Genomic DNA, 23,598 nt, shown 5'->3' on the forward strand with positions numbered 1-23,598 from the left:
GCGCGGCGGCCCCTTATTTTCAGAGAAAAGGAGCATTTCCATGACGAAACTCATCCAGATCTCCCCCGCCGACAACGTGGCGGTGGCCCTGCATCCGGTGGCAAAAGGCGAGGAGTTCGCCGGCGTTGTGGCCGCCGAAGACATTCCCCAGGGCCATAAAATGGCGCTGCGCCCCATCGCGCAGGGCGAAAACGTGGTCAAATACGGCTTTGCCATCGGCCACGCCACCCAGGACATCGCCCCGGGCGCCTGGGTGCATGTGCACAACACAAAAACCAATCTGTCCGAAGAGGGCGAATATACCTATGAACCCGCCGTGGTCCCCGTGGAGCCGCAGGCCCCCGAGACCTTCCAGGGCTTTTTGCGGGACGACGGCCGCGCCGCCATCCGCAACGAGATCTGGGTCATTCCCACGGTGGGCTGCGTCAACGGCGTGGCGCAGAAGCTGTGCCGCGACAACCAGCACCTGGTCAAGGGCAGTGTGGAAGGCCTGTACACCTTCCCGCATCCCTTCGGCTGCAGCCAGATGGGTGACGACCACGCCCAGACCCGCAAGCTGCTGGCCGCGCTGACCCGCCACCCCAACGCGGGCGGCGTGCTGGTGCTGAGCCTGGGCTGTGAAAACCTGACCCATGAGCAGTTCCTGGAAGAGCTGGGCGACTACGACGAAAACCGCGTCAAATTCCTCACCTGCCAGGACGTGGAGGACGAGTTTGAGGCGGGCGCCAAGCTGCTGGCCGAGCTGGCCGAATACGCCGGCAAGTTCCAGCGCCAGCCCATCCCCGTGTCCGAGCTGGTGGTGGGCATGAAGTGCGGTGGTTCCGACGGGCTGTCCGGCATCACCGCCAACCCCACGGTGGGTGCGTTCAGCGATCTGCTGATCGCCCGGGGCGGCTCCACCGTGCTCACCGAGGTGCCCGAGATGTTCGGCGCCGAGGGCATCCTCATGAACCGCTGTGTCAACAAAGAAGTGTTCGACAAAGCCGTGAAGATGATCACCGACTTCAAGCACTATTTCACCAGCCACAACCAGGTGGTGTACGAGAACCCGTCCCCGGGAAATAAAAAGGGCGGCATCACCACGCTGGAGGACAAGAGCTGCGGCTGCGTGCAGAAGGGCGGCACCGCCCCCATCGCGGACGTGATCGGCTACGGCGACCCCGTGGTCACCAAGGGCCTGAACATGCTGTCCGGCCCGGGCAACGATCTGGTCAGCGCCACAGCCCTCACCGCTGCGGGCGCCCACATGATCCTGTTCACCACCGGCCGCGGCACCCCCTTCGGCGCACCGGCCCCCACGGTGAAAATTGCCACCAACACCCAGCTGTTTGAGAAGAAGAGCGGCTGGATGGACTTCAACGCCGGCCCTGTGGCCGACGGCGAGCCCATCGCCCAGGCGGGCCAGCGCCTGCTGGAAAAGGTCATTGCCGTGGCCAGCGGCGAGCAGACCAAAACCGAGCAGCAGGGCTACCGGGAGATCTCCATCTTCAAGGACGGCGTGGTGCTGTAATCGTTCCGCACTGCGGAAAGTTTTGCCGTGCCGCCGGAAAAATGCTTTCCGGCGGCGCGTTTGTTTGTTATACTGAAACCAGGAAAACCAGGCCGGCCCGGCCGCGCCGGCCGCTAGATACAGGAGGGACCGATCATGGAGAAAAAGGCCTTCGATTTGCTTACGTTTGGAGAGATCATGCTGCGTCTGTCGCCGCCGCGCCACGCCCGCATTGTGGACGGTGACGTGTTTGAAAAACGCGCCGGCGGAGCCGAGCTGAACGTGGCGTCCGGTGTGGCGCTGCTGGGCCTGCGCACGGGCATCATCTCCCGTCTGCCCCAGAACGAGCTGGGCACCTTTATCAAGAACCGCATTCGTTTCGTGGGCGTTTCCGACGACTTTTTGTGCTACGACGACAGCCCCTCGGCCCGTCTGGGCATCTATTATTACGAGATGGGCGCCGCGCCCCGCAAGCCCACCATTGTGTACGACCGGTTCAACGCTTCGGTGTGCGGCATTACGCTGGAGGACATTCCCGAAGAAGCCTTTTCTTCGGCCCGGATGTTCCACCTCAGCGGCATCAGCCTGGCGCTGGGCACCCGGGATGTGGCCATTCAGGTGCTGAAAAAGTTCAAGGAGCACGGAGCCAAAATCTCTTTTGACGTGAACTACCGCGCCAACCTGTGGGGCGAAGACGAGGCCCGTGAAACCATCCAGAGCATTCTGCCCCTGGTGGATGTGCTGTTCGTCTCCGAGGAGACCAGCCGCCGCATGTTCCACAAAACCGGCGAGCTGCACGACATCATGAAGAGCTATGCTCAGGAGTATGGCGTGAAGATCGTGGCCACCACCCAGCGCACAGTCATCAGCCCCCGCAAGCACAACTTTACCTCGGTCATCTACTCCGCCAAGGAGGACCAGTTCTACACCGAGGCCCCCTATACCAACATCGACGTCATCGACCGCATCGGCTCCGGCGACGCATACGTGGCGGGTGTCCTGTTCGGCCTGCTGAAATACGATGATCCCCACAAGGCCATGCAGTTCGGCAACGCCACTTCCAGCGTGAAGAACACCGTGCCCGGCGATTTGCCGTCCTCCGACTTCAAGGAGATCGACCGCATCATCCGGGAGCACAATGCCACCGGTCCGGTCAGCGAGATGAACCGCTGAACCTGAAAAAAGCGCATCCGCACAGCGGATGCGCTTTTTTGTATCTGCTCAGCCCTTTTTTACGGCTGCCACAAGCAGCATCATGGGGCGGCGCATTTCGTCTTTCATTCCGTCCAGGTCCATCATTTCCCGGGGCGGCTGCGGTTCAATAATATGCCGCAGCTCCAACCCGTTTTGAAGCAGCGTGTTCAGGTAGGTGGTCAGCGTGCGATGGTACTTTACCACCTTTTCGCCCAGGAAGAGGGCGTCTCTGCGGCCTTCGTAATAGTAGTTGTCCACCGGGAAGTGGAGAATGGTGCCGTTTTCATCGTAATACCAGTCCTGCGTTCCGTAGGAAGTGAACACCGGGTGCTCCACCGAAAACACCAGATGCCCGCCCGGGCGCAGCCATTGGCAGATGTTTTCCGCCAACGGTTCAAATTCCTTTACGTAGTGAAAGGCCAGAGAGCTTACAATCACGTCAAAAGACTCTGCCGGAAAACGCAGGTCTTCCATGGCGGCGCACTGATATTCGATTTGCGGGGCGGCGTTGATTTGCCGGGCAGTCTGCAGCATTTTGCGGGAAAGATCGATTCCCAGCACCGATGCGGCCCCGTGGTCGGCGGCGTATTTGCAGTGCCAGCCGTAGCCGCAGCCCAGGTCGAGAACCTGTTTGCCGTTGAAATCGGGAAGAATTTTTTGAAGTTCCGACCATTCTCCCGCGCCCTGAAGCCCTTTTTGCGAACGCAGCATCTGGCTGTATTTTTGGAAAAAGCGTTCGTCGTCGTATTTGTTCTCTTTCATGTGAAAACCCTCCCATGTAAATTTCCGTGTTGTTGGCGATTTACATGGGTTTATGCAATCTTCTGCGTGATGATCCCACCGCACATAGGTGTGCCACTCCTTTCCGATTGCTTTCCATTATAACGCAGCCGGCCCCCAAAAACCAGGCCGGTGCGGCGGGGAAGAATGCTTGTGCTTCGGAAAAGCAGAGCGTTGGGCCTTTGTTCACCCGGTTCGCTGTGCGATAGTTAAAATTTTAACCATTTTGAAATCTTTTTTCGTCGATTTCACCACACGGAGAGAAAGCGGGCTGGGCAAGTCTCCAAACTTCGCGTTCGGTACTTGTGGAAGCAAAAAAGATGTGCTACACTTCTTGATGTCAATTAGTAAAGCCACTGGACAAACTAATTCACGCCGGAAGATCCAGAGAAAGGGGAGGAGGCTGTTGATCACCCAGCAAATTATTCGTTCTAAAAATCTGATCGAAATTTACCGGTTGATTGACCGCAATCCCCGCATCTCCCGAACGACGCTGGCCAAAATCACCCGTCTGAGCAAGACCACGGTGTCCAGCGTGGTGGACGAGCTGATTGCAGGCGGGTACGTGCTGGACTGCGGCAAGGTCGTCAGCGGTCAGCAGGGCCGCCGCCCCAACGAGCTGTGTGTCAACGGCGCGGGCAACGTGGTGGCCGTCATCAGCTGGCGGCGCGCAAGGCTGGACGTGGCACTGGTCTCTTCCGACGGCCACATTGCCCTGCGAAGCCAGGTGCCTCTGACCGAAGAGGACGACGGCGTGGACAAGATCGTGCAGACCTTTTTTGAAACGCTGGTGCCGGCGGCGGGCAGCGCCCGCATCATGGGGGTGAGCATCATCATCCCCGGCATTGTGGACAGCGAGCGGCGCCGCATTCTTTCCACGGTGATCGGCGTGGGGTTTGACGACCCGGTGGTCCAGCGGCTGGACCGGGCGCTGGCGGGATATCCGTTGTGCTTTTTAAACGATACGGCGTGCTTTGCATATGCAGAGAGCGTGTTTACTCAAATTGAGGACCGGCATTTTGCCTACATCAACGTGTCCAAGGGCGTAGGTGCCTGCCTGTTTTCCGACGGCAAGATGCTGCGGGGCGCAGGAGCCATGGCCACCCAGTTCGGGCATTATTCCATCGACCGGGACGGCCCCCGCTGCGAATGCGGGAACCGCGGTTGTCTGGAGTGCCTGGTGGGCGAAAACGCATTGGGCCGGCGGGCGGCAGAGCGCGGTTTGGACGTGGGAACGCTGGGCGGGCGCAAGCTGCTGTACAGCGACGTGGGCGCCATGGCGCAAAGCGGCGACGTGAAGGCGCGGGCGCTGATCGGAGATCTGGCCAAAGATCTGGCCTTCGGCATCTCCAACCTGATCGCTTTGTTCAACCCGTCCCTGATCATTCTGGGCGGCACGGGCGTGAATCTGGGCCCCTGCTTTCTGGAGGATGTGCGCAGAGACTTGTCCGGCATGGGCTTCCGGGAGTTTGTGGACCGGGTGCGCATCAAGTATTCCGGCCTGGGGCTGGACGCCGAGCTGACCGGTGCGGCGCAGTATTACATCGATCATCATTACGATTTTTCCGGAAACGACCAGCAGGAATTGTTCCTGCGGTGACGCCCGGCGGGCCTTCGGGCCGGAATAAGAAAGGCGGTTTCGAGTATGGAAAAACGAATCATCGCGGTCAATTCCAACTGCTATCACGGCTATTCCATCGAACAGGCGCTGGAAGGCATCGCGGCGGCCGGCTTCCACTATGTGGAGCTGACGGCGACCAAGGGCTGGACCGAGCACGTGTTCCCGGACCAGAGCTTTGAAAAGCTGTGCGGTGTGAAAGACCTGCTGGAGAAGCTGGACCTTCATCCCTTCTCCATGAGCGGCCACTGCAACCTGATGGACACCCAGCGCCTGCCGGATTTTGTGATGAACATGCGGCTGGCTCACTTCTTCGGGTGCGACTACATCGTGTCCTCCATCGGCGAGGCACATCTGGCCGACAACGCCAAGGCCTCCAACGAGCTGCTGGCCCAGAACATCCGCGGCCTGGTGCCCAGCCTGGAAAAGTACGGCCTGACGCTGGTGCTGGAGCTGCACGGCGAACACGCCACCGGCACGGTGATGAAAGAGATCGTGGATCTGGTGGGAAGCGACCGTGTGAAAATCAATTACGACACAGCCAACTGCGTGTTCTACGGCAACGTGGACGCAGCCGACGATGTGGACACCTGCATGGGCGACATCGCCTATCTGCATCTGAAGGACAAGGCCGGCGCCCGCAACGCCTGGGACTTCCCCGCGCTGGGCAAGGGCTATGTGGACTTCGAGACCATTTTCCACAAGCTGGACGAGGCGGGCAACAACGCGCCCTTCAGTGTGGAGATCGAGTTTACCCAGGCCGGCCCCAAGGACCTGGCGGAGATCAACACCGCCGTGCAGGATTCGGCCGAGTATCTGAAAGCGCACGGGTTCGTGCTGTAACAGGGCTTTTGCGGCGCAAAGCGCCGAAAAAGAATAAAAAACAAATTCAGGAGGAGAAACAAATGAAAAAGTTTCTGGCAATCACGCTGTCCGCTGTGCTGGCGCTGAGCCTGGCCGCCTGCGGCGGAGCTTCCAGCTCCACTTCTACGGCTTCCACGGCGGACTCCACTTCCGCGGCTTCCACTGCGGCAGAGGACAAGGACCTGACCTTCGGCTATATCGCATACGATATGTCCGACATCTGGAACGAGTACTCCGCCCGTGCTTTTGAGTACGCGGCCGAGCAGAACGGCGTCGAGACCGTTGTTCTGGACTCCAAGAACAGCCTGGAAGAGTCCATCACTGCTATGGAATCTCTGATTCAGCAGGGTGTGGACGGCATCTCCATCTTCCCCATCTCCACCGAGCAGGGCGCTCAGCTGGTCAAAATGGCCAACGAGGCCGGCATCCCTGTGACCGTTGAGAACTTCGCCATGGACGACATCGAGGATCCGGGCGACTACATTGCTTCCGTTGCCTGCGAGTACGACAAGATCGGCGAAGCTGCCATCAAGTGGATCGCTGAGCAGAAGGAAGGCGCCAAGATCTTCTTCTGCGCCGGCCAGCAGGGCGCGGGCGTGTACGAGAAGTATCAGGAAGGCGTGGACCGCGCTCTGGAAGAGCTGGACGGCAAAGTGGAAGTTGTTTCCACCCTGCACGGCGACTGGCTGACGGACAAAGCGTACAACGTTACCACTGACCTGATCAACTCCGGCACCGAGTTCGACTACATCTTCGCCAACAACGACATGATGGCCCAGGGCTGCTACAACGCGCTGAAAGACGCCGGCAAAGAGGGCATTCCCATTGTCTCCACCGGTGGTTCTCCCGACGGCTATCAGATGCTGCAGGACGGCATCGAGGCTGCCAACATGACCGCTCCTGTTTCCATCCAGGGCGTTAAAACGTTCCTGAACCTGTACAACAAAGTTGCGCTGGGCGAAGATCCCGCTGAGAAATTCACCGCGCTGCCTGTTATCCCCGTGTCTGCGGACGACACCAGCTCCTACATCGCGTGGGACGACTATGCTGCCGCTTACGAGTATCTGCAGGAGAACTGATTTGCCGGCGTGTGACGCCAGTTTTATCTAAAGCAACCGAAACACCCGCCGGTCGGCCGCGGCAAGGGGCTGGACCCGATTTCATCCCCCCGCCGCACCGGCCGGCGCTGTGCTTTTTAAAGAGAAGGTGAGAGCTGCCATGACATTCGATTATGAGAACCGCAAGCCGGTGATCGCCATGCGGGATATCAAAAAGGAGTTCTCCGGCGTTTGGGCGCTGTCGGGCATCACGTTCGATGTTTATCCCGGCGAGGTGCACTGCCTCGTGGGTGAAAACGGCGCCGGAAAATCCACCCTGATGAAGGTGCTGACCGGCGCATATACCCCTACCTCCGGCTCCATTGAGGTGGATGGAACCACCTATGACAAACTGGACCCCATGCTTTCCAAGTCCCTGGGCATCAACATTGTGTATCAGGAAAACGACCTTGTGCCCAGCATGGACGTGGTGGAAAACATTTACGTGGGAAACGAGAAAACCAAGGGATTCGGCCTGGTGGACTACAAGTCCATGGAGGCGGAAGCCCGCAGCAAAATGAACGAACTGGGCATCGACTTGAAACTGGATACCAAGATTGAAAATCTGTCCGTTTCCGACCAGCAGTTCGTAAAAATTCTGAAGGCGCTCAGCGTGCAGCCCCGCGTGCTCATCATGGACGAACCCACGTCCATGTTCAACGTGGAAGACGCCGCCAAAGTGCTGGAATTGACCAAGAAAATTTCGGAACAGGGCATCGGCATCATTTATATCTCCCATTTCCTCAACGAAGTGGTGCAGATCGCCGACCGCATCACCGTCATCCGCGACGGCGCGGTGGTCCGTACTTATACCAATGAAAACAGAGACACGCCCATCACCACCATCACCAAGGATATGGTGGGCCGCTCTGTGGACATGTTCTACGACAAAGAAAAATGCCCCATCGGGGACGTGATGCTGGAAGTCAAGGACCTTCAGCTGACCAAAGACAGCCCCAAAATCAGCTTCACGGTGCGCCAGGGTGAGATCGTGGGCTTTTCGGGCATGGTGGGCTCCGGCCGCACCGAGATGGTGCGCGCACTGGTGGGTGCCGACAGCCGGTACGCCGGCCAGATCTTCATCAACGGCAAGGAAGTCCACATCAGCAACCCCAATGACAGCATCAACGCGGGCATTGCCTTCATCACCGAGGACCGGCAGAAGCTGGGCCTGATGCTGAATGCCAGCGTGCTGGAGAACGCCACCATCCTGGGCCTGCGCGAGAAGATCAAGGGCTTTTTCGTAAACATCAAAAAGTTTCCGGCGCTGATTGAGCCGCTGCTGAAGGAGCTGCGCGTCAAAACACCCAGCGTGTGGACCGAGGCCATTTACCTGTCCGGCGGCAACCAGCAGAAAGTGGTTCTGGCCAAGTGGCTGTATGCCGAGCAGGACATCTACATTTTTGACGAGCCCACCCGCGGCATCGACGTAAACGCCAAGGCCGAGTTCTATAAACAGATGAGCGAGCTGACCAAAAAGGGAAAATGCATCCTGATGATCAGTTCCGACATGCCCGAGCTCATCAGTATGAGCGACCGGGTGCTGGTGGTGCGGGACGGCGCCATCGACTGCGAACTGACCGGCAAAGACATCAACGAGCAGGAAATCATCAAACGTGCGTTAGGAGTGAAGAAAAATGGCAGATAAAGTCAGCAAGCCTTCTGTGGGCAAGAAGCTTTTGAGAGATCAGCGTGTGCTGCTTGCCATCGTGATCGCGATCATCATCGTGGTCATTTCCGTCATCAACCCGAATTTCATCAGTCTGGGCAACATTGTGGCCATTTTCCAGCAGATCTGCGTGCTGGGTATTCTGACCATGGCCATGAGCATTCTTCTGATCTCCGGCGGCATTGACCTGTCCATCGGCAACATCATGGTGGTGTGCGGTGTGGTCATGTACGTGGTGCTGAACAATGGCATGCCCGTGGCGGTGGCCGTGTTGGCCGGTCTCATCACCGGTATGGCCTGCGGCCTTTTGAACGGCGCCATCATCGCCAAAAGCAAGTGCATTCCTCTGGTCATCACCCTGGGCACCAGCAAAATGTTCTACGGCATTGCGCTGACCGTGTCCGGCGGCCGCATCATGAACTTCGGCGGCGCGTTCAACGAGCTGAAAACCAAGGTTCTGGAAGTCTTTTCGCCCATGCTGCTGGTGCTGCTGGTCATGGTGCTGCTGGCTTATGTCATGATGAGCTACACCAAGTTCGGCCGCCGTGTGATCGCGCTGGGCGGCAACGAGAAGAACGCCTTTTTGTCCGGCATCAACGTCACCCGCTATAAAATGGCGGTGTACGCCATCTCCGGCCTGTTCTGCGCAGTGGCCAGCATCGTGTTCGTGGCCCGTATCGACTCCATCACCTCCAACGCCGGCACCAACTACGAGACCAACGCCCTGGCTGCGGCCATCATCGGCGGCGTCACCTTCGACGGCGGCAAAGGCACCATTGGCGGCGCCTTCCTGGGCTGCCTGCTGATGGGCGTCATCTCCAACGCCATGAACATTCTGGGCGTGGACACCAACGTGCAGACCATCATCACCGGCGTCATCATCGTGGGTGCGGTGGTCCTCAGCAACATCAATAACATCAAAAAGAAATAAGCGCCGAAAGGAGAGGATTTGTCTTGGTAAATGTGGCGATCATCGGCGCAGGTTTCATGGGCAAAACTCATTTGACCGCATACAAGGCAATGAACAACGCCATCGTTACAGCGGTGTGTGATCTGAACGAAACGCAGGGGCGCGCGCTGGCCGAAGAGGCCGGCTGCCCCTGGTATGCAGACGGCGAGACCATGCTGCGCGAGGCGAAGGTGGATGCCATCGACATCTGTCTGCCCACTTTCCTGCACGAGCAGTATGCCCTGCTGGGTGCAAAGTACAAAAAGCACATTCTGTGCGAAAAGCCGGTCACCCTCACGCTGGAGGCGCTGGACCGGATGCTGGACGCCGCTGAAAAAGCGGGGGTCCAGTTCGCCGTGGGCCAGGCGGTGCGTTTCTGGCCGGAATACGTGAAAACTAAGCAGCTGTACGACGCGGGTGCGCTGGGCACGGTCAAATACGCCCGCGCCAGCCGCCTGTCGGTCCACCCCGCCTGGAGCGAGTGGTACCGCAAGCCGGAGAACAGCGGCGGCGGCCTGTTCGATCTGCATCTGCACGACGTGGACTATCTGTGCTATCTGTTTGGCAGAGTGCGTCAGGTGTACGCCGTGGGCCAGAAGAACGACGTGGGCTGCTGGAATCATGTGGCCAGCTCGCTGAGCTTTGAAAACGGCGTGCAGGCCACGGCCGAAGGCATCATCGAGATGCCCGCCGGCTTCCCCTTCACCATGGAACTGAACGTGGTGGGCGACCAGAAGGCCGTCAGCTACCGCATGCGTGCAGGCGCCAATCTGGAAGACGTGGCCTCCGCCGTGCGCGAGACCTGGCTGTATGGCGGCGCTGAGCCGGAAAAACTGGACATCGATCCCTACGATGCCTATCAGAAAGAGCTGGAGCATTTCATCGGCCACCTCGACGCGGGCACGCCCATCACGGCCATCACCCCGCAGGACGTGCGCCATGTGCTCACGGTCATTCATGCCATCCGCACCTCCCTGGAAACGGGCGAGCCGGTGGCTCTGTAAAACGGAAAGGAGCGTGCCGCAATGAAACAGGGCATCAGCCTGTTTTCCTTCACGGATTCCACCGATGTGCGCTGGATGTTTGAGCACGCCAAAAAGGCGGGCTATGACGGCGTGGAGCCGGTGCTCAGCGAGAGTGGATACCTGAACCCTCACACCTCTGAGAGGGACATTCTGGCCATGCGCCGCATGGCGGAGGACATGGGCCTGGAGATCCCCAGCGTGGGCGTGTGGAGCCTGTGGGAGAACAACCTGGTCTCCGACAGCGAGGCCACCCGCCGCAAGGCGTTCGGCATTGTGGAAAAGCAGATCGAGGCCGCCCATCTTCTGGGAGCAGACACCATTCTGGTGGTCCCGGGCTATGTGGGCTGCGCCTTTGCCTCCAAGCCGGAAAAGATTCGTTACGACGTGGCCTATGCCCGCAGCCAGGAGGCGCTGGCCCGTCTGGCACCCCAGGCCGAGGCGGCCAAAGTGGCCATCGGCATCGAAAACGTGTGGAACCGCTTTTTGCTGTCTCCGCTGGAAACAGCCCGCTTCCTGGATGAGATCGCCTCTCCGTGGGTGGGCATGTATCTGGACGTGGGCAACGTGGTCTACATCGGTTATCCGGAGCAGTGGGTGGATCTTCTGGGCAAGCACATCAAAAAACTGCACATGTCGGACTACCGCTTCGATCAGGCGGGCATCGGCGCCTTTGTGGACCTGTTCGCCGGAGACGTGGATTTCCCCGCCGTGGCCAAGGCCATCGCAGACATCGGCTACGACGACTACATCACCCTGGAGATGCTGCCCAACTATAAGCAGTTCCCGGAGGTGAGCCTGTACGCGGACAAATACGCCATGGACCGCATTGCCGGTCTGGTGGAAAACGCCCGCGGCAGCCGCTGACAAGTTCCTTCCGACCGGGGCGCGCACCCACAGGTGCGCGCCCCGGTTTTTCTGTGTGCGAAGCCCGGTTGACAGCCCCCTGTAAGCGGGCGTATGATGATACGGATTGGAGGAATGAAGGGTGGCAACCATTTTTCTGGCGCTCATTTATGCGTCGTTTATCAGCCTGGGCCTGCCGGACGCAGTGCTGGGCGCGGCCTGGCCTGTTATGGGAAAGGAGCTGGCCGTGCCCGACGGGTATGCGGGCCTGGCGTCCATGGTCGTGGCCGCAGGTACGGTGGTGTCCAGCCTGCTGGCGGACCGCATGCTGTCCCGGTTCGGCACCGGGCGGGTCACGGCCGTCAGCGTGGGGATGACCGCGGCTGCGCTGCTGGGCTACAGCTGTGCCCCCAGCTTCGGCTGGCTGCTGGTGCTGGCCCTGCCGCTGGGTCTGGGCGCGGGCGCGGTGGACACGGGCCTGAACAACTTTGTGGCGCTGCATTATCAGGCGCGCCATATGAACTGGCTTCACTGCTTTTGGGGCCTGGGGGCCATGCTGGGACCGCTGGTCCTGGCGGGCGTGCTGGAAAAACCCGGCGGCTGGCGCACCGGTTACGGCATTTTGTCCGGCATGCAGTGGGTGCTGGTGGCGGTTCTGGTGCTGACGCTGCCGCTGTGGAAACGCTTTGGTGACAGCGGCCCCGCCCGGCAGGCGGCGCGCCGCCCGGGCGCGGGCAGTGTGGTGCGGCGGCCCGGCGCAGCCGCCCAGATGATGAGCTACTTCTTTTACTGCACCATCGAGTCCACCACCGGTCTGTGGACCGCCACCTGGCTGGTGGATTGCCGGGGCGTGGGCGTGTCCACGGCCGCGGCCTGGGTTTCGCTGTATTATCTGGGCATCACGGGCGGGCGCTTTCTCAGCGGCTGTGTGACCCGCTGGTGCTCCACCAATACGCTGATCCGTCTGGGCGAGGGTGTGTGCATGACGGGCATGGCGGCACTGGTGCTGCCGCTGCCCGTGTGGGTCTGCCCGGTGGCGCTGGTGCTCATCGGGCTGGGGTATGCGCCCGTTTATCCGGGTATGATGCATGAGACACCCCGCCGCTTCGGCGAGGACTGCTCGCAGGCCATGATCGGCCTGCAGATGGCCAGCGCGTATTTGGGCTCCACGCTGATGCCGCCGCTGTTCGGCGTGCTGGCAGGCGTTGTGAGCGTGGGACTGCTGCCCTGGTTTTTGCTGGCGGGCGCGGCGCTGCTGACGCTGTGCGGCGAGCGCACCATCCGCAGCACCCGGCACATCGAAAAAGAAGGCGTTTGAAATGTGGCTTTTTTTCGCGGCGGGTTCGGCGTTTTTCGCGGGCATTACCGCCGTGCTTTCCAAGTGCGGCGTGCGCCGCACGGATTCGGACGTGGCCACGGCGGTGCGCACCGCCGTAGTGCTGGCCTGTGCCTGGGCCATGGTGTGGATCACCGGCGCGCCCCTGGGCCCCGTACCGGCCGGCGCGTGGCTGTTCCTGGTGCTGTCGGGCCTGTCCACAGGCGCGTCCTGGGTGTGCTACTTCCGGGCGCTGGCCAGGGGCGACGTCAGCCGGGTGGCCCCGGTGGACAAGTGCAGCACCGGCCTGACCGTGGTGCTGGCCTTTTTGCTTTTGGGCGAGCCGGTCACGCTGTGGAAACTGGCGGGGCTGGTGTGCGTCACCGTGGGCGCTGTGGTCATGGCGTACCGGCCCGGTGCGCCCAAAGGTCCGGCGGGCGGTTCCTGGCTGATGTGGGCGGTGCTCTCGGCGGTGTTCGCCAGCCTTACCTCCATTTTCGGAAAGGTGGGCATGGCGGGCGTTGATTCCAACCTGGGCACGGCGCTGCGCACCGCCGTGGTGCTGGTCTTCGCCTGGACGCTGGTGCTGGTGCGGGGCAAGGGACAGCTGGTGCGCGCCATTCCGCCGGGAGAGGGGCGCTTTCTGGTGCTGTCGGGCCTGTCCACGGGCGCGTCCTGGCTGTGCTACTACAAGGCGCTGCAGTCCGGTCCGGCCAGTGTGGTGGCCCCGGTGGACCAGCTGAGCATTCTGGTCACCACGGCGGTCTCCGCTGCGGTGCTCCATGAGCCTGTCACCCGAAGGACCGCCGCGGGTCTTGTGTGCCTGCTGGCAGGCGTTTTGTGTATGCTGATTTGAAATTTTCTCTTGAAAAATGCGGCCAATCGCAGTATAGTGATAAAGAACAAACGGATCATCTTTCAAAAGGGAGCTCGCAAACGGGCTGAGAGGAAGCTGTGCGCTTCGACCTGTGACCTGATTTGGGTAATGCCAACGTAGGGAAATCATTCCACGCTGTGAACATCACGGAGCGTCTTTTCCTTGCGGAAAGGTGCTCCGTGATTTTTTTAACTGGAGGAATGTTTTTATGTTCGGAACCTGCCTGGAAAACGTGCGCGCACGCACGCCCCTTGTGCACAACATCACCAATTACGTCACGGTCAACGACGTGGCCAATATCCTGCTGGCCAGCGGCGCCAGCCCCATCATGTCCGATGACGTGGGCGAGGTGGAGGAGATCACCACCATCTGCGCCGGTCTGAACATCAACATCGGCACCCTGAACGCCCGCACCATCCTCGCCATGTTCGCCGCGGGCAAAAAGGCCTGCCAGCTGGGTCACCCCGTTCTGCTGGACCCGGTGGGCGCGGGGGCCAGCTCTCTGCGCACCAACACCGCGCGCCAGCTGACGGAGCAAATCGACTTTACCGTGATCCGGGGCAACATCTCGGAACTGAAGGCACTGGTGGCGGGCAGCGGTTCCACCAAAGGCGTGGACGCGGACGTGGCCGACGCCGTCACCGAGGACAACCTGGCCGAGGGCGTGGCCTTTGCCAAAGCGGCCGCCGCGCGCTTCGGCGCCATTGTGGCCATCACCGGCGCCATCGACCTGGTGGCCGACGCCAACACCTGCTATGTGATCCGCAACGGACGGCCGGAGATGGGCCGCATCACCGGCACCGGCTGCCAGCTGTCCGGTCTGCTGACCGCCTATCTGGCCGCCAACCCCGGCAACGAGCTGGAAGCCGCCGCCGCGGCCGTGTCCTCCATGGGCCTGGCAGGCGAACTGGCCTGGGCGCGCATGAACCCGGACGACGGAAATTCCACCTATCGCAACCGCATCATCGACGCAATCGATCACATGGACGGCGCGACGCTGAACGGAGGAGCCAAGTATGAAGTGCGATAAAAAAGACCTGCTGCTGTACGGCGTCACCGACCGCACCTGGCTGGACGGCCGGGATCTGGCGGACGTGGTGGAGCAGTCCATTCTGGGCGGCGTCACCATGGTGCAGCTGCGGGAAAAAGATCTTGCGCACGACGCTTTTCTGGAGGAAGCGCGCCGCATCGGTCAGATCTGCCGCCGCCACGGCGTGCCCTTCCTGATCGATGATGACGTGGAGCTGGCCGCCGCCGTGGGCGCGGACGGCGTGCACGTGGGCCAGCACGACATGGAGGCCGGCATGGCCCGGGCCAAAGTGGGGCCGGACATGCTGCTGGGCGTGTCGGCCCAGACCGTGGAACAGGCGCTGCGGGCGCAGGCCGCGGGCGCGGACTATCTGGGCGTGGGCGCCGTGTTCCCCACGGGGACGAAAACCGATGCCGAAGCGGTCAGCTACGACACGCTGAAGGCCATCTGCGAGGCCGTGGACATCCCGGTGGTGGCCATCGGGGGCATTGGCCCGGACAATGTGGCCAAACTGGCGGGCAGCGGCATCTGCGGCGTGGCCGTGGTCTCGGCCCTGTACGCGCAGAAAGACCCCTGCGCCGCGGCCAGGACCCTGCTGGAGCGCACCAAAGCCATGGTGGAAGCATGAGGGGAGCAATCTTTGATCTGGACGGCACGCTGGTGGATTCCATGGACCTGTGGGACCGGGTGCCGGGCATGCTGGTGCGCGGGTTCGGCAAAGAACCCGCCGCAGACCTGCCCGCCCGGCTGGCGGAGATGGACCTGCCTCAGGCCGCCCGCTATCTGATCGACACGTACGGCCTTCCCTGCACCACAGACCAGCTTCTGAAGCGGGTGGACCAGCTGGTGGACGAGCAGTACCGCTGCCACGTGGCGCTGAAGCCCGGGGCGGCCCGTCTGCTGGAGACGCTGGCGGCCCGGGGCGTGCCCATGTGCATCGCCACCGCCAGCGAGGAGCATCAGGCGCGGCAGGCCATGGAGCGGCTGGGCCAGTGGAAACATTTTTCCTTTGTGCTCTCCTCGTCCCAATACGGGCCAAAGACCCGCCCGGACATCTATCGGGAAGCTGCCCGCCGTCTGGGCGCGCAGCCCCGGGACATTGTTGTGTTTGAGGACGCGCTGCACGCGGCCCGCACCGCCAAACAGGCGGGCTTTTTGGTGGCGGGCGTGTACGAGCCCTCTGCCGAAGCAGACAGCGCACAGATGCGCGCCGTCTGCGACTGGTATCTTCCGCGCCTGGACGACGAGGCCTTTCTGGCGCGGCTTTGACAAGTGAATACGCGGCAGACCGGGGGCACCACTCTCTGTCGCGCTAAAAAAATAGTGCTGAAACGAAGGGAGAAAACAACATGAGAACAGCATTATCGATCGCTGGAAGCGATTCCAGCGGAGGCGCCGGGATTCAGGCAGACATCAAGACCATGCTGGCCAATGGCGTATTCGCCATGACGGCCATCACGGCCCTGACCGCGCAGAATACCACCGGCGTCCGAGACATTCTGGAAGCGACCCCCGCCTTTCTGGGCGAGCAGATCGACGCGGTCTTTGAGGACATCCGGCCCGACGCGGTGAAGATCGGCATGGTCTCTTCCACACAGCTCATCGAGGTCATCGCCCAGCGCCTGACGTTCCATCAGGCGAAAAACATTGTGGTGGACCCGGTGATGGTGGCCACCAGCGGTTCGGAGCTGATGCGCACCGACGCGGTGGCGGCTTTGCAGGAGAAACTCATCCCCCTGGCGGCCGTGGTCACCCCCAATATTCCCGAAGCGCAGATTCTGTCCGGCATGACCATCCGGGACGCCGCAGACATGGAGCGCGCGGCCCGGGCCATCGGCGACAGCTGCGGCTGCGCGGTGCTGCTCAAGGGCGGCCACAGCGTCAGCGACGCCGACGACCTTCTGTATGCGGACGGCAGCGTGCAGTGGTTCCGGGGCCGCCGTATCCCCAACCCCAACACCCACGGCACCGGCTGCACCCTGTCCAGCGCCATCGCGGCCAATCTGGCCAAGGGCTTTTCGCTGGACCAGTCCGTGCGCCGCGCCAAGGAGTACATCTCCGGCGCGCTGGGCGCCATGCTGGACCTGGGCAGCGGCAGCGGGCCCATGGACCACGGGTTCGACATCCACTCCGCATTTGCAGAGGAGGCGTGAACCGTGGGGGAAAAACGAACGTCCGTCTTTGAAAACAGCCTGATCTGGTTCGGCGCGGCCGTATCCATCGCCGAGATCCTCACAGGCACTTATTTCGCGCCGCTGGGCTTTGCCAAAGGGCTGGCGGCCATTCTGACAGGGCACGTCATCGGCTGCCTGCTGCTGTTCGCGGCAGGGCTCATCGGCGGCCGCGCCCGCAAAAGCGCCATGGAAACCGTAAAAATGAGCTTCGGCCAGAAGGGCGGCCTGCTGTTCTGCGTTTTGAACGTGCTGCAGCTGGTGGGCTGGACCGGCATCATGATCTACGACGGAGCCCTGGCTGCGGACGGCCTGTGGGACCTGGGCAACTGGGTCTGGTGCCTGGTCATCGGCGCGCTCATCACCCTGTGGATTCTGGTGGGCGTGCGCAACCTGGGCAAAGTGAACACGGTGGTCATGGCGGTGCTGTTCGTCACCACCATCGTGCTCAGCGTTCTGATTTTCGGCAAGGGCGGCGCTCTGGCCGCCGGAGATGACAGCCTGTCCTTCGGGGCGGCGGTGGAACTGTCCGTGGCCATGCCCCTGTCCTGGCTGCCCCTGATCAGCGACTACACCCGCACGGCGGAAAAACCGGGCCGGGCGGCTGCGGCCAGCGCCGTGGTGTACGGCGTGGTCAGCTGCTGGATGTACCTGATCGGCATGGGCGCGGCCCTGTTCACCGGCGAGTCCGACGTGGGGCTCATCATGGCCCGGGCGGGCCTGGGCGCGGCAGGTCTGGTCATCGTGGTGCTCTCCACCGTGACCACCACCTTCCTGGACGCGTATTCCGCGGGCGTGTCCACCGAGTCGCTTTCGCCCCGCATCCAGGGCAAGTGGATGGCCGTGGCGGCGGCAGTGCTGGGCACCGTGGGCGCCATTGTGTTCCCCATGGACAACATCACCGATTTTCTGTACCTGATCGGCTCGGTGTTCGCACCCATGATCGCCGTGCAGATCGCGGATTTTTACATTCTGCACCGGGACAAAGCCGGCTGTGCCGTGGACGTGCGCGGCCTTGTGCTGTGGGCCGTGGGCTTTGTGGCCTACCGGCTGCTGATGCAGGTGGACCTGCCCCTGGGCAGCACCATTCCGGACATTGCGCTCACGGTGGTGCTGTGTGTGGTCGCGGACAAGCTGTTCGCCAAAGCAAAGGCATGAAAAAACGGGAAGCCCGGCCAAAGCTTCCCGTTTCTTTATTGGATGGTGCCGGCCATTGCTTCCAGCGTCTGCCGCAGAACCTGCACCAGCCGGTCTGCGTCGGCCAGATCGACGTTGGGCAACGGCGCGCGCAGAATGTAGTCCTGCCGGGCCGGGTCCTGCGCCAGCTCAAAGGGAGTGCCGCCGGCCTGCAGCCGTTTGTGCCACTGCTGCTGGCAGGCGCGGTTGCGGCCCGAAAGCCATACCTCCAGCCGGAACGGACGGTGCACAAAGACCACCGCCAGCTTCAGCCCCAGGCCCTTCAGCGCAGGGCTGGCGCACTGAAAATAGGAGTAGTCCATGGCGTTTTCCACAATGCCGCCCTGAAAGGTGTATGCCGGCATCTCCTGTTCCAGCCGAACGCGCAGAAACCGGAACATCCGGACAAACTCGGCGTAGGCGTCGGCCAGCCGGGTGGTCTGCAAAAGCTGGCGGTAAAGGGCCAGAAGCTCCCGGTCAAAGGTCAAGAAAATCCCTCCTCAGGGCACCAGCTGCTCCAGATCGTAGGGAGTGGACTGGTATACGTAGTAGTTCAGCCAGTTGGAGAACAGCAGGTTCGCGTGGCTGCGCCAGCGGAAAATCACGTCGTTGGCCGGGTCGTCGCCATAGAAATAGTGCTTGGGCACCTCAATGGGAAGCCCCTTGCCCAGGTCCCGTTCGTACTCGGCCCGCAGGGTGTCCTTGTCGTATTCCATGTGGCCCAGAATAAAGATCTGCCGGCCGGAATCCGTGGCCAGCAGGTGCAGCCCGGCCTCGTCGCTCTCGGCCAGCACACGCAGGGCGTCCACCTTGTCCACATCCGCGCGGCGCACTTCCGTGTGGCGGGAGTGGGGCGCGTAGAACACCTCGTCAAATCCGCGCACCAGCGGGTTTTTGGGGCGGGTCACCCGGTGGGGGAACACGCCGAACACTTTCTTTTCCACCGGGTATTTGGGCACGCCGTAGTGGTAGTACAGCGCGGCCTGCGCGCCCCAGCAGATGTGCATGGTGCTGTAGACGTGGGTGCGGCTGTAGTCCATCACGGCGCACAGCTCGGGCCAGTAGTCCACCTGTTCGTATTCCAGCTGCTCCACGGGCGCGCCGGTGATGATCATGCCGTCGAACCGCTCCGAGCGGATCTCGTCAAAGGTCTTGTAAAACGCCTCCAGATGGGCGCCGGACACATGGGTGCTCTCGTGCGAGCCCATGCGCAGCAGCGTCAGCTGCACCTGCAGCGGGCTGTTGGCCAGCACCCGGGCAATCTGGGTCTCGGTGGCGATCTTGGTGGGCATCAGGTTGACCAGCAAAATGCGCAGCGGCCGGATGTCCTGGCTGATGGCCCGGGCCTTGTGCATCACAAATACATTTTCGTCTTCCAGCGCCTGAAACGCAGGCAGTTCCCTGGGAATAATCAACGGCATGAGGAAGTTCTCCTTTCCAACGGTTTACTGTTTATTGTACGAAAACACCCCCGCTCCGTCAAGCATCTTGACGGCAAATGGTATACTGAAAAAGAGGGCCGCAGACAGGCCCGTCCGGAAAAGGAGCGTGTGACTATGAACGTGTTGATGCTGAACGGAAGCCCCCATCGAAACGGAAATACCGCCCTGGCGCTGCGGGAGATGGAAGCGATTTTTGCCCAGCAGGGCGTGACCACAGAGATCCTGCACATCGGCGGGCAGGACATCCGAAGCTGCATTGCCTGCGGCGGATGTGCGAAAACCGGCCGCTGTGTGTTTGAAGACGCGGTGAACGCCGCGGCGCTCAAGTTCGCGGCCTGCGACGGCCTGGTGGTGGCCAGCCCGGTGTATTACGCGGGGGCTAACCCCACGCTGACCGCCTTTTTAACGCGGCTGTTTTACAGCACCTCCTTCGACAAGACCATGAAGGTGGGCGCGGCGGTGGTGTGCGCCCGCCGGGGCGGCCTGTCCGCAACCTTTGACGAGCTGAACAAGTTCTTCACCATCAGCGGCATGCCCGTGGCTTCCAGCCAGTACTGGAACAGCATTCACGGCCGCCTTCCCGGCGAGGCCGCACAGGACGCCGAGGGGCTGCAGACCATGCGCACCCTGGCCCGAAACATGACCTTCCTGATGAAGAGCATCGCCCTGGGCAAAGAGGCGTACGGCCTGCCCGAGACAGAGCCCCGCCAGAGCACCCATTTTATTCGCTGAACGCCAAAAAGCCGGCATGGCCACTGCCATGCCGGCTTTTTTTCATGTTTCAGCTGCGGTGAAACCGGGCCTTCCACACGCCGGCAAAATACCGGGCGGTCAGCCAGAAGCAGCGCAGTGCGTTGTCGGCGATCATGCAGACCCACACGGCCCGCAGCCCCATGCCCAGCCAGCGCACGCACACAAAGGTCAGGCACACGCGCACCACCCACATGCACACCGTGGAGCACACAAAGGGCCCGCGGGTGTCGCCAATGCCCTGAAATACGCCTTCAAAAATGATGAACACCGCAAACAGCGGCTCGGAAACAGCCACCATGCGCAGCAGCACCGCGCCGGTCTCCACCACTTCCCTGTCCGGGGTGAACAGAGCCATCATCCGGTCCGGGAACAGAAACAGCCCCAGCGCCATCAGGCTCATAATGGACACCGCCAGCACCAGTGAGGCGTGCACCACCTGATGCAGCTCTTTTTCACTGCGGCGGCCCAGGGCGTTGCCCGACAGGGTGGACGTGGCCGCCTGCATGCCGTAGCCCGGCACGTAGAAGGCCTCTTCGGCGGTCAGCGCAATGGAGTGGGCGGCGGTGGCCAGCGTTCCCAGCCCGGCCACCAGTGAGGTGAACACCACCTGCCCCATGCAGGTGACCACGCGGTTCAGCGTCACGGGAATGCCCACCCGCACGATCTCGCTGAGCACGGGCTTGTCCAGCTGCAGCTTCCGGCCGCGCATGTTCAAAAGAGGGTGGCGCAGCGCCGCCGCAAATATCATGGTCCCGCCCAGGCACATGGATACCGCCGTGGCGATGGCCGCCCCGGCAATGCCCCAGCCCATGCCCGGAATGTGCACCGAGAAGCCCAGGATGTGAAAGGTCTGCCCGCTGGAGATGAACAGCTGGTTCAGCACAATGTTGCACAGGTTCATCACGCCGTTGACCACCATGGGGGTTTTGGTGTCGCCCACCGCCCGCAGGACCGACGCAAAGATGATGGAAAACGAGCGGAACAGCATGGGCGCGCAGATGATGGCAAAATAGATGGAAGCGTCCCGGTGCAGCGAGGGGTCCGCGCCCATCCAGCCCGGCAGGAAGGGGCTGGCGGCCAGCGTAGCTGCGCCCATGACAAGGCCCAGCGCCAGGGCGATCCACACCGCCTGACTGCTGGCGGCCCGGGCCTTTTCCAGATCGTTCTCTCCGATGGATTTGGCAATCAGCGCCAGAACGCCCACGCCCATGGCGAACAGAGGGCTGTTCACCAGCCAGGTCACGGTGATGGTCAGGCCCACCGCCGCCGACGCCTGCGCGCCGATCTGTCCCACCATGGCGGTGTCCGCGTACTGCACCACGGTTTGAAGTGCCTGCTCGATCACAGTGGGGCCGGCCAGCAGAAACAGCGAGCGAAGCATCGCGGATTGTTCGGTTTTGGTTTGTGCGGTTCTCGCCATACTATACCACCTTTCCGGCAAACTCTACAAAAGGGGCGGCGGCCCTTTCAACAAAGCGTGGAAAAAACCGCCGAGCGACAAAAAAAGCCCCAAACAAGCTTGACGCTCTCTCCGGGACTTGATAGGATGAGACTTGGGAAATAGACCAAAAAACCGAAGATGTATCGGCTTTTATTGGGCTGTTTTATCAACTTCATTGTAACACGGGAGGGTTTCTTATGTCAAATATCACAATGCAGGACATCGCGGTCATGAGCGTGCAGTACGTGCAGCACACCTTCGAGTTCTACCTGGACTCCATGCGCCGCTGCGGTCTGAAAAACGTCGATTTGTGGGGCGGCGCGCCGCACTTCTGGCGGTACGACTATGCCTCCAACCAGGCGGTGGCCCGCCGCATTGCCGAGATGCGCCGCCAGATCGAGGACATGGGTATGAAGGTGGTCATTTACACGCCGGAGACCCTGGGTTATCCCTTCAGCTATTCCAATCCCCAGCAGGCCCTGCGGGACCGCACCATCGACTTCATGGAAGCCAGCATGGAGGACGCGCTGAACTTCGGCACCGACAAGGTGTTCCTGAACACCGGCTGCCATCCCCGGGATCTGGACCGGGAAGAGGGCTGGAAGCGCACTGCGGACAGCATCGGCCGTCTGGCCGCGCGGGCGGAGCGCCTGGGCGTGAAACTGGTGCTGGAGCAGCTGCAGCCCTATGAGAGCAACCTGCTTTTGAACTTGGAGGACATGAAGCGCATGCTGCGGGAAGTGAACTCGCCGGCTCTGGTCACCTGCGTGGACCTGGTGGCCATGGAAGTGGCGGGGGACACCCTGGAGGACTTCTGCACCCAGCTGGGGGACAAGATCCAGTGGATCCACTACTCCGACAGCCATCACGAGATCCTGGGCACCGGCGAGTACGGCCGCGCCAAGCTGGAAGGGTACATCCGCACGCTGGAAAAACACAACTATCAGAACTGCATCGATCTGGAGATCAACGACTCCATCTACTGGGAGGACCCGCACGCGTCGATTCAGCAGTCGGCCGATTATCTGCGCACCTTCCTGCCGGAGCGCTGAGCAAACCGAGGAGGGCGCGATCATGAAACATGCATTGGTGACAGGGTATTTGAACGGAATGGGCAAAGGCACCTACGAGGCGCTGCAGAAGGCCGGCTACCAGGTGATCGGCTGGGACATTCTGGACCAGACCGATGCCGTGGACGTGAGCAGCGTGGAAAGCGTGCGCGCGGGCATTGCCCGGTTCCCCAAGGACCTGAAGCTGGACGCGGTGGCTCTGTGCGCGGGCATCTGGTCCGAGGCGCCGTTTTTGCAGACCACCGTGGAGCAGTGGAACGATCTGATGGGCACCAACGCCTTCGGCATTTTCAACTGTGTGCAGCAGCTGGTTCCCCACATGAACCCCGGCGGCGCCTTTGCGGTGATCGCCTCGGCCTCGGCCATGCGGGGCGTGAGCTTCGAGTCGGCGTACAGCGCCTCCAAATTCGCCGTGGCCGGCTTTGTGGAAGCCGTGGCCCGGGAGCTGGCGGCCCCGCCCCGCAGCCTGCGCATCAACGCCGTGTGCCCGTTCTACGTGCGCACGCCCATGACGGACCGGGCGCTGATTGAAAAAGAGCGCCTCACGGGCATTTCCGTGGAGGAGAGCTACCGGTTGGAGGGCGCCGAGGTGCCCCTGGGCTACGTGGCGGAAAAAGAGGACATCGCGGACTTTATGGTCGCCCTGCTGGGCCCGGCCAGCCGGTACGTCACCGGCGCGGTGATCCCCATCACCGGCGGCGCCCACTGCGGATACGGCGCGGTGCTGTCCTCCTACAACGAAAAAGAGAATTACAACGGGTGACCGGCGGCGCATGCCCCGGCCCCTGCAAACGC

At 61.8% G+C, this 23,598-nt stretch carries 23 protein-coding genes and 1 riboswitch; of the genes, 19 read left to right on the forward strand and 4 right to left on the reverse strand.

The annotated features are described in order from the left end of the window. Positions 1 to 40: 40 nt before the first annotated feature. Both ACKTS9_RS12250 and ACKTS9_RS12255 read left to right on the forward strand, forming a co-directional pair. Positions 41 to 1,510: a UxaA family hydrolase gene (locus ACKTS9_RS12250; RefSeq protein ID WP_407881095.1), complete on the forward strand. Its 1,470-nt coding sequence runs from the start codon at positions 41 to 43 to the stop codon at positions 1,508 to 1,510. 135 nt (positions 1,511 to 1,645) lie between these two features. Continuing rightward, complete coding sequence (locus ACKTS9_RS12255; RefSeq protein ID WP_349215906.1) at positions 1,646 to 2,662, forward strand: sugar kinase; 1,017 nt, start codon at positions 1,646 to 1,648, stop codon at positions 2,660 to 2,662. A gap of 48 nt (positions 2,663 to 2,710) precedes the next feature. On the opposite strand, the gene ACKTS9_RS12260 is transcribed toward ACKTS9_RS12255, so the two are convergent. Continuing rightward, positions 2,711 to 3,445 carry a class I SAM-dependent methyltransferase gene (locus ACKTS9_RS12260; RefSeq protein WP_349215904.1) on the reverse strand — a complete coding sequence of 245 codons (735 nt, stop codon included), beginning with the start codon at positions 3,443 to 3,445 and terminating at the stop codon, positions 2,711 to 2,713. Positions 3,446 to 3,869: 424 nt separating this feature from the next. Between ACKTS9_RS12260 and ACKTS9_RS12265 the strand changes: the two genes are divergently transcribed. The 14 genes from ACKTS9_RS12265 to cytX all read left to right on the forward strand — a co-directional run bounded on the left by ACKTS9_RS12265 (position 3,870) and on the right by cytX (position 18,079). Then, positions 3,870 to 5,063 (forward strand): ROK family transcriptional regulator, encoded by a 1,194-nt coding sequence (locus ACKTS9_RS12265; RefSeq protein ID WP_407881098.1) that lies wholly within the window; start codon positions 3,870 to 3,872, stop codon positions 5,061 to 5,063. Between the two features lie 45 nt (positions 5,064 to 5,108). After that, positions 5,109 to 5,924 (forward strand): sugar phosphate isomerase/epimerase family protein, encoded by an 816-nt coding sequence (locus ACKTS9_RS12270; protein ID WP_349215901.1) that lies wholly within the window; start codon positions 5,109 to 5,111, stop codon positions 5,922 to 5,924. 62 nt (positions 5,925 to 5,986) lie between these two features. After that, positions 5,987 to 7,024 carry a sugar ABC transporter substrate-binding protein gene (locus ACKTS9_RS12275; protein WP_407881100.1) on the forward strand — a complete coding sequence of 346 codons (1,038 nt, stop codon included), beginning with the start codon at positions 5,987 to 5,989 and terminating at the stop codon, positions 7,022 to 7,024. A 139-nt stretch (positions 7,025 to 7,163) separates the two neighbouring features. Beyond that, complete coding sequence (locus tag ACKTS9_RS12280) at positions 7,164 to 8,690, forward strand: sugar ABC transporter ATP-binding protein (RefSeq protein WP_407881102.1); 1,527 nt, start codon at positions 7,164 to 7,166, stop codon at positions 8,688 to 8,690. Next, a complete protein-coding gene (locus ACKTS9_RS12285; RefSeq protein WP_407881104.1) occupies positions 8,680 to 9,642 on the forward strand; it encodes an ABC transporter permease in 963 nt (320 codons plus the stop codon). The genes ACKTS9_RS12280 and ACKTS9_RS12285 overlap by 11 nt, the downstream gene beginning before the upstream one ends. Before the next feature lie 32 nt (positions 9,643 to 9,674). Beyond that, positions 9,675 to 10,664 carry a Gfo/Idh/MocA family protein gene (locus ACKTS9_RS12290; protein ID WP_407882118.1) on the forward strand — a complete coding sequence of 330 codons (990 nt, stop codon included), beginning with the start codon at positions 9,675 to 9,677 and terminating at the stop codon, positions 10,662 to 10,664. Between the two features lie 21 nt (positions 10,665 to 10,685). Continuing rightward, a complete protein-coding gene (locus ACKTS9_RS12295; RefSeq protein WP_407881106.1) occupies positions 10,686 to 11,549 on the forward strand; it encodes a sugar phosphate isomerase/epimerase family protein in 864 nt (287 codons plus the stop codon). A gap of 121 nt (positions 11,550 to 11,670) precedes the next feature. Further along, the gene (locus tag ACKTS9_RS12300; RefSeq protein ID WP_407881108.1) at positions 11,671 to 12,846 is read left to right on the forward strand and encodes an MFS transporter; all 1,176 of its coding nucleotides are present in this window, start codon (positions 11,671 to 11,673) and stop codon (positions 12,844 to 12,846) included. A gap of 1 nt (position 12,847) precedes the next feature. Further along, positions 12,848 to 13,699, forward strand: coding sequence for an EamA family transporter (locus tag ACKTS9_RS12305; RefSeq protein WP_407881110.1), 852 nt, complete (start codon positions 12,848 to 12,850; stop codon positions 13,697 to 13,699). Positions 13,700 to 13,755: 56 nt separating this feature from the next. Continuing rightward, a riboswitch (TPP riboswitch) is annotated at positions 13,756 to 13,861 on the forward strand. Positions 13,862 to 13,928: 67 nt separating this feature from the next. Then, positions 13,929 to 14,750 (forward strand): hydroxyethylthiazole kinase, encoded by an 822-nt coding sequence (gene thiM, locus ACKTS9_RS12310; RefSeq protein WP_407881112.1) that lies wholly within the window; start codon positions 13,929 to 13,931, stop codon positions 14,748 to 14,750. Continuing rightward, the gene (thiE, locus tag ACKTS9_RS12315; protein ID WP_349215094.1) at positions 14,737 to 15,378 is read left to right on the forward strand and encodes a thiamine phosphate synthase; all 642 of its coding nucleotides are present in this window, start codon (positions 14,737 to 14,739) and stop codon (positions 15,376 to 15,378) included. The genes thiM and thiE overlap by 14 nt, the downstream gene beginning before the upstream one ends. Continuing rightward, positions 15,375 to 16,019 carry an HAD family hydrolase gene (locus ACKTS9_RS12320; RefSeq protein WP_407881115.1) on the forward strand — a complete coding sequence of 215 codons (645 nt, stop codon included), beginning with the start codon at positions 15,375 to 15,377 and terminating at the stop codon, positions 16,017 to 16,019. Before thiE ends, ACKTS9_RS12320 begins: the two co-directional genes overlap by 4 nt. A gap of 80 nt (positions 16,020 to 16,099) precedes the next feature. Next, a complete protein-coding gene (thiD, locus tag ACKTS9_RS12325) occupies positions 16,100 to 16,903 on the forward strand; it encodes a bifunctional hydroxymethylpyrimidine kinase/phosphomethylpyrimidine kinase (protein WP_349215092.1) in 804 nt (267 codons plus the stop codon). A 3-nt stretch (positions 16,904 to 16,906) separates the two neighbouring features. Beyond that, positions 16,907 to 18,079 (forward strand): putative hydroxymethylpyrimidine transporter CytX, encoded by a 1,173-nt coding sequence (cytX, locus tag ACKTS9_RS12330; RefSeq protein ID WP_407881117.1) that lies wholly within the window; start codon positions 16,907 to 16,909, stop codon positions 18,077 to 18,079. A gap of 35 nt (positions 18,080 to 18,114) precedes the next feature. Here cytX and ACKTS9_RS12335 read toward each other — a convergent pair whose 3' ends face one another. Both ACKTS9_RS12335 and metA read right to left on the reverse strand, forming a co-directional pair. Further along, a complete protein-coding gene (locus ACKTS9_RS12335) occupies positions 18,115 to 18,585 on the reverse strand; it encodes a DUF7000 family protein (RefSeq protein ID WP_349215090.1) in 471 nt (156 codons plus the stop codon). A gap of 12 nt (positions 18,586 to 18,597) precedes the next feature. Next, positions 18,598 to 19,518 carry a homoserine O-acetyltransferase MetA gene (metA, locus tag ACKTS9_RS12340; protein WP_349215089.1) on the reverse strand — a complete coding sequence of 307 codons (921 nt, stop codon included), beginning with the start codon at positions 19,516 to 19,518 and terminating at the stop codon, positions 18,598 to 18,600. Positions 19,519 to 19,653: 135 nt separating this feature from the next. Between metA and ACKTS9_RS12345 the strand changes: the two genes are divergently transcribed. Then, positions 19,654 to 20,271: a flavodoxin family protein gene (locus ACKTS9_RS12345; protein ID WP_349215088.1), complete on the forward strand. Its 618-nt coding sequence runs from the start codon at positions 19,654 to 19,656 to the stop codon at positions 20,269 to 20,271. A 49-nt stretch (positions 20,272 to 20,320) separates the two neighbouring features. Here ACKTS9_RS12345 and ACKTS9_RS12350 read toward each other — a convergent pair whose 3' ends face one another. Then, a complete protein-coding gene (locus tag ACKTS9_RS12350) occupies positions 20,321 to 21,712 on the reverse strand; it encodes an MATE family efflux transporter (RefSeq protein ID WP_349215087.1) in 1,392 nt (463 codons plus the stop codon). 218 nt (positions 21,713 to 21,930) lie between these two features. Here ACKTS9_RS12350 and ACKTS9_RS12355 point away from each other — a divergent pair, with 218 nt between their 5' ends. Both ACKTS9_RS12355 and ACKTS9_RS12360 read left to right on the forward strand, forming a co-directional pair. Then, on the forward strand, positions 21,931 to 22,785 hold the full coding sequence (locus ACKTS9_RS12355) for a sugar phosphate isomerase/epimerase family protein (protein ID WP_349215086.1): 855 nt from the start codon (positions 21,931 to 21,933) through the stop codon (positions 22,783 to 22,785). A gap of 22 nt (positions 22,786 to 22,807) precedes the next feature. Beyond that, positions 22,808 to 23,566: an SDR family NAD(P)-dependent oxidoreductase gene (locus tag ACKTS9_RS12360; RefSeq protein ID WP_349215085.1), complete on the forward strand. Its 759-nt coding sequence runs from the start codon at positions 22,808 to 22,810 to the stop codon at positions 23,564 to 23,566. Positions 23,567 to 23,598: the final 32 nt, after the last annotated feature.

This window comes from Owariibacterium komagatae (genome assembly GCF_045865535.1).
In the GTDB taxonomy this organism is placed as follows: domain Bacteria; phylum Bacillota; class Clostridia; order Oscillospirales; family Ruminococcaceae; genus Ruthenibacterium; species Ruthenibacterium komagatae.

Bases quoted from the DNA above. Each gene is read 5' to 3' on its own strand.
- ACKTS9_RS12250 (WP_407881095.1), top strand. From the start codon at position 41: ATGACGAAACTCATCCAGATCTCCCCCGCCGACAACGTGGCGGTGGCC.
- ACKTS9_RS12255 (WP_349215906.1), top strand. From the start codon at position 1,646: ATGGAGAAAAAGGCCTTCGATTTGCTTACGTTTGGAGAGATCATGCTG.
- ACKTS9_RS12260 (WP_349215904.1), bottom strand. From the start codon at position 3,445: ATGAAAGAGAACAAATACGACGACGAACGCTTTTTCCAAAAATACAGC.
- ACKTS9_RS12270 (WP_349215901.1), top strand. From the start codon at position 5,109: ATGGAAAAACGAATCATCGCGGTCAATTCCAACTGCTATCACGGCTAT.
- ACKTS9_RS12275 (WP_407881100.1), top strand. From the start codon at position 5,987: ATGAAAAAGTTTCTGGCAATCACGCTGTCCGCTGTGCTGGCGCTGAGC.
- ACKTS9_RS12280 (WP_407881102.1), top strand. From the start codon at position 7,164: ATGACATTCGATTATGAGAACCGCAAGCCGGTGATCGCCATGCGGGAT.
- ACKTS9_RS12285 (WP_407881104.1), top strand. From the start codon at position 8,680: ATGGCAGATAAAGTCAGCAAGCCTTCTGTGGGCAAGAAGCTTTTGAGA.
- ACKTS9_RS12295 (WP_407881106.1), top strand. From the start codon at position 10,686: ATGAAACAGGGCATCAGCCTGTTTTCCTTCACGGATTCCACCGATGTG.
- ACKTS9_RS12305 (WP_407881110.1), top strand. From the start codon at position 12,848: ATGTGGCTTTTTTTCGCGGCGGGTTCGGCGTTTTTCGCGGGCATTACC.
- thiM (WP_407881112.1), top strand. From the start codon at position 13,929: ATGTTCGGAACCTGCCTGGAAAACGTGCGCGCACGCACGCCCCTTGTG.
- thiE (WP_349215094.1), top strand. From the start codon at position 14,737: ATGAAGTGCGATAAAAAAGACCTGCTGCTGTACGGCGTCACCGACCGC.
- ACKTS9_RS12320 (WP_407881115.1), top strand. From the start codon at position 15,375: ATGAGGGGAGCAATCTTTGATCTGGACGGCACGCTGGTGGATTCCATG.
- thiD (WP_349215092.1), top strand. From the start codon at position 16,100: ATGAGAACAGCATTATCGATCGCTGGAAGCGATTCCAGCGGAGGCGCC.
- metA (WP_349215089.1), bottom strand. From the start codon at position 19,518: ATGCCGTTGATTATTCCCAGGGAACTGCCTGCGTTTCAGGCGCTGGAA.
- ACKTS9_RS12345 (WP_349215088.1), top strand. From the start codon at position 19,654: ATGAACGTGTTGATGCTGAACGGAAGCCCCCATCGAAACGGAAATACC.
- ACKTS9_RS12350 (WP_349215087.1), bottom strand. From the start codon at position 21,712: ATGGCGAGAACCGCACAAACCAAAACCGAACAATCCGCGATGCTTCGC.
- ACKTS9_RS12355 (WP_349215086.1), top strand. From the start codon at position 21,931: ATGTCAAATATCACAATGCAGGACATCGCGGTCATGAGCGTGCAGTAC.
- ACKTS9_RS12360 (WP_349215085.1), top strand. From the start codon at position 22,808: ATGAAACATGCATTGGTGACAGGGTATTTGAACGGAATGGGCAAAGGC.